The 3,948-nt window shown below is 66.7% G+C and carries 2 protein-coding genes; both read left to right on the plus strand.

Annotated features, from left to right (window positions below; genetic code table 11):
• Positions 1-3,099 (plus strand): SDR family NAD(P)-dependent oxidoreductase (locus ACIRJP_RS42025; RefSeq protein WP_404186439.1); only part of this gene is annotated, 3,099 nt, incomplete at its 5' end.
• Between the two features lie 81 nt (positions 3,100-3,180).
• On the plus strand, positions 3,181-3,948 hold a 768-nt coding region (locus ACIRJP_RS42030), incomplete at its 3' end, for a beta-ketoacyl synthase N-terminal-like domain-containing protein (RefSeq protein ID WP_404186441.1).

A 3,948-nucleotide genomic window follows, 5' to 3' on the forward strand; every position in this document is an offset into this window, starting at 1 on the left:
CACACCCCCAACTGGACCACCTACTACAACCACCCCAAAACCCACCACACCCCCCTCCCCACCTACCCCTTCCAACACCACACCTACTGGCTCAATAACCAACCGCGCGACGCTGTTGACCTCAGCGAGGCAGGCCTCGTCGGCGCGGACCATCCTTTACTGAAGGCGGCGGTTGTGCTGCCTTCTTCAGGCCGGACTCTGCTGACCGGGAAGGTCGGGCTGAAGTCCCACCCCTGGCTCGCCGATCACGTGGTGATGGGAACTGCGTTGCTCCCAGGCACAGCCTTCGTCGAACTCGCCCTTTATGCCGGCTCGCGCGCAGGGCTGCCCCACCTGTCCGAGCTCACGCTTGAGGCCCCACTCGTGCTGGATGAGGAAGCGGCCTCGTATCTGCACATCGAGGTCAGCGGCGCGGAGGAATCGGACAGGCGCAAGGTGGAAGTGTTTTCCCGCAGGGAGGATGCGGAGCCCGACGCTCCTTGGACTCGGCACTGTGCTGGCGTGTTGACCACCGAGGCTGAGGTGACGGGGGCGCCTGCTACGGAAGAGCAGTGGCCGCCTGGCGATGCCGCGCCTATCGATCTTGTCGATTTCTACGTCACGGTAGCCGAATCCGGTATCAGCTATGGTCCCGCATTCCGTGGTCTGCAGGCGGCCTGGCGACGGGGTGACGAGGTCTTCGCCGAAATCAGCGTAGGAAAGCAGGGCGAGGCGGATGGGTTCCTGCTGCACCCGGCCTTGTTCGACGCCGCGCTGCACACGACCTGGGTAGGCGGCACCGTGCAGGGCACGGGCTCCGGGCACGATGGCGGCGCAGCAAGCATGCCGTTCACGTGGACGGATGTGTCCCTGCGCCTTCGGCGGGCAACGGAGCTGCGTGTGCGTCTGAAGCCGCGGGGCGCCAGTACGTTCGCTCTCGATTTGTCGGACGGGACCGGCGTCCCGGTCGCGTCGATTTCCTCTCTTGTGAGCCGCCCGGTCTCCGGTGAGCTGTTGCGGCAGGCCCGCAGCTCACAGGGGGCCTCCTCACTGAGCCTGGAGTGGCAGGCCATCTCGTCGCTTCCGGTCTCTCCGGCCGCTCAGTCGGCGGGCGAGCTGGAGCAGTACGTCACTGTCGACGGCGGGGAGCCGACGGCTCTGCCTGACCTCCTGCGTAATGCGTCTCCGCTGCCCGACACCGTCCTGCTGCCCGTGACCTCAGTGTTGGACGACGGCAACGATCTCTCCGTGTCGTCCCGTCTCGCGGCCGAGCGGATCCTTGGCCATGTACAGAGTTGGCTGGCAGATCCGGGTTCGGCGAACTCACGCCTGGTTGTTGTGACACGTGGTGCGGCTTCGGCCGGCACGGCCGAGGAGTCATTGACCGCGCTGTCCTTGGGAGAGATGAGGGAGCGGTTGTCCGGCGCTGCGGTCTGGGGGCTGCTGCGTTCGGTCCAACTGGAGCATCCCGGGTGTGTGGTGCTGGTGGATACCGATGGTTCCCCGGCGTCCGACGACGCACTGTCATTTGCTGTCTCCTCGAACGAGCCGCAGTTGGCACTGCGTGGGGGCAGCGCATACGTCCCCCGGCTCGTTCAGGCCGAGGTCACCTCCCCTGTCGATGGGCCCGACTTGGGATCGGGCACGGTACTGGTGACCGGCGCTTCCGGGGCCCTGGGAAGTCTGTTCTCCCGGCACTTGGTTGAATCGTGCGCAGTGCGTCGACTGCTGCTGGTGAGCCGCCGCGGCGCGGCTGCTCCTGGTGCCGAAGCCTTGGCGACGACACTGCGTGGACTCGGCGCGACCGTGGAGTTCGCGGCCTGTGATATCTCGGACCGCCAAGCGCTGGCCGAGGTGCTGGCGTCCGTACCGGAGGAGTTTCCTCTGTCGGGCGTGGTGCACTGTGCCGGTGTCACGGACGACGCGGCTCTCGCCGGGCAGTCGGCCGGGCGGCTGGAGACCGTGTTCGGACCGAAGTCCGACGCAGCCTGGTATCTGCACGAGCTGACGCGCGAGCTCGACCTTTCCGCCTTCGTTCTGTTCTCGTCGGCGGCCGGCGTACTGGGCTCTGCGGGTCAGGCCAACTACGCAGCAGCCAACGCATTCGTAGACGCGCTCGCAGAGCTTCGGCAAGCTCAAGGCCTTACGGCCCTCTCCCTGGCGTGGGGTCTGTGGGACGTCGCCGAGGGAATGGCCGGGGAACTGGGTATAGCCGACCGCCGCCGCCTGGCCCGTACAGGGGTCGTACCGATCTTGCCAGAACAGGGACGGGCGATGTTCGACGCAGCGTCGGCAGCCGATACGGCTGTACTCGTGCCGCTCGCCGTGGACAAGGCGGTTCTCCGTGCCGCAGCGACTGCATCGTCCGGTCCCGCCGGTGGGCGCACGCCGGTCCGGGGTATCCCCGCGGTGCTGCGGAGTTTCCTTCCCGCGGAAGCTGTCTCCGGGCAGTCCTCCACGGCTTCGGATGATCCGGCCTCGGGGCAGCACGAGGCAGCGGGCCAGCTGACTGAGCGCCTGCAGGGATTGAGCTCTGACGAGCGCAAGGAGGTACTCCTCGACGTGGTCCGCACCGAGGCCGCGACTGCCTTGGGTCACGCCTCCGCGGCGGCGCTCGACATCCGAAGGGGCTTCCTGGATCTGGGCTTCGACTCCTTGACGGCCGTCGAACTAAGGAACCGGATCAATGCTTTGTCCGGTCTGTCGCTGCCCGCGACCGTCGTCTTCGACCACCCTTCACCCGACGCGCTTGCCGACCATTTGGTCACCGAGCTTCCGGTGAGTATCAGGGACGGTGGGCCAGGTTCCGTGAACGGCGGGGCTGGCTCGGTCCTCGAGGAACTGGACCGTCTGGAAGCCGCCCTGGCCGCCCAGGACGGCACGGCAAAGCTTCAGGCCTCGGATCAAGCGCTTGTGACTCAACGCCTCACGGCGCTGCTGGGCGAGTGGAAGCGGCTCGCGGAGACGACCGGCAGCGATATGGCAGGCAACACGGTCCCATCTGCCCGCCACGACGCGTCTCGGACATCTGGTTCCCCCCGGGCGACGAGTCCAGCTGACGCCGCATTCGACCCGGCCACACCTGATGAGCTGCTGGATTACATCGACCAGAACTTCTGAATCTTCGAGTCTTCCGGGCCTGCCCCGGCAGGCCCGGAACCTGACCTCTCCCCCACTCGACTGATGTACAGGTGAGATTCCATGGCGCGCGAAGAAGAGCTGTTCCATTACTTGAAGCGGGTCACCGCAGATCTCCAGCAGACGCGTCTTCGCTTGGAGGACGCCGAGAGCCGGGACCGTGAGCCAATAGCCATCGTGGCGATGAGCTGCCGTTACCCGGGAGGAGTCAACAACCCGGAAGAACTGTGGCAGTTACTGTCAGCCGGTGGCGACGCGGTATCCGGGTTCCCGGACAACCGGGGCTGGCCTCTGGCTGAACTTTTCAACGACGACGCCGACGCCTCGGGTTCCTCATACGTACGTGAGGGCGGGTTTCTGCACGATGCGGCGGACTTCGACCCCGACTTCTTCGGAATCTCACCGCGCGAGGCCCTGGCCATGGACCCCCAGCAGCGCCTCCTGCTCGAAGCCTCCTGGGAAGCCTTCGAACGCGCCGGCATCGACCCCACCACCCTGCGCGGCAGCCGCACCGGCGTCTTCGCCGGCGTCATGTACAACGACTACGCCGCACGCTTCACCCAGGCACCGCAAGAAGTCGAGGGCTACCTCGGCAACGGCAGCGCCGGCAGCATCGCCTCCGGCCGCATCTCCTACACTTTCGGCCTCGAAGGCCCTGCCGTGACGATCGATACCGCGTGCTCCTCATCCCTGGTGGCCCTGCACCTCGCATGTCAGTCCCTGCGCCGCGGCGAGAGCACCATGGCCCTGGCCGGCGGCGTCACCGTCATGTCCACCCCCACCACCTTCATCGAATTCAGCCGGCAGCGCGGGCTGGCCGCTGACGGACGC

The organism is Streptomyces sp. NPDC102437 (assembly GCF_044765565.1).
GTDB lineage: Bacteria > Actinomycetota > Actinomycetes > Streptomycetales > Streptomycetaceae > Streptomyces.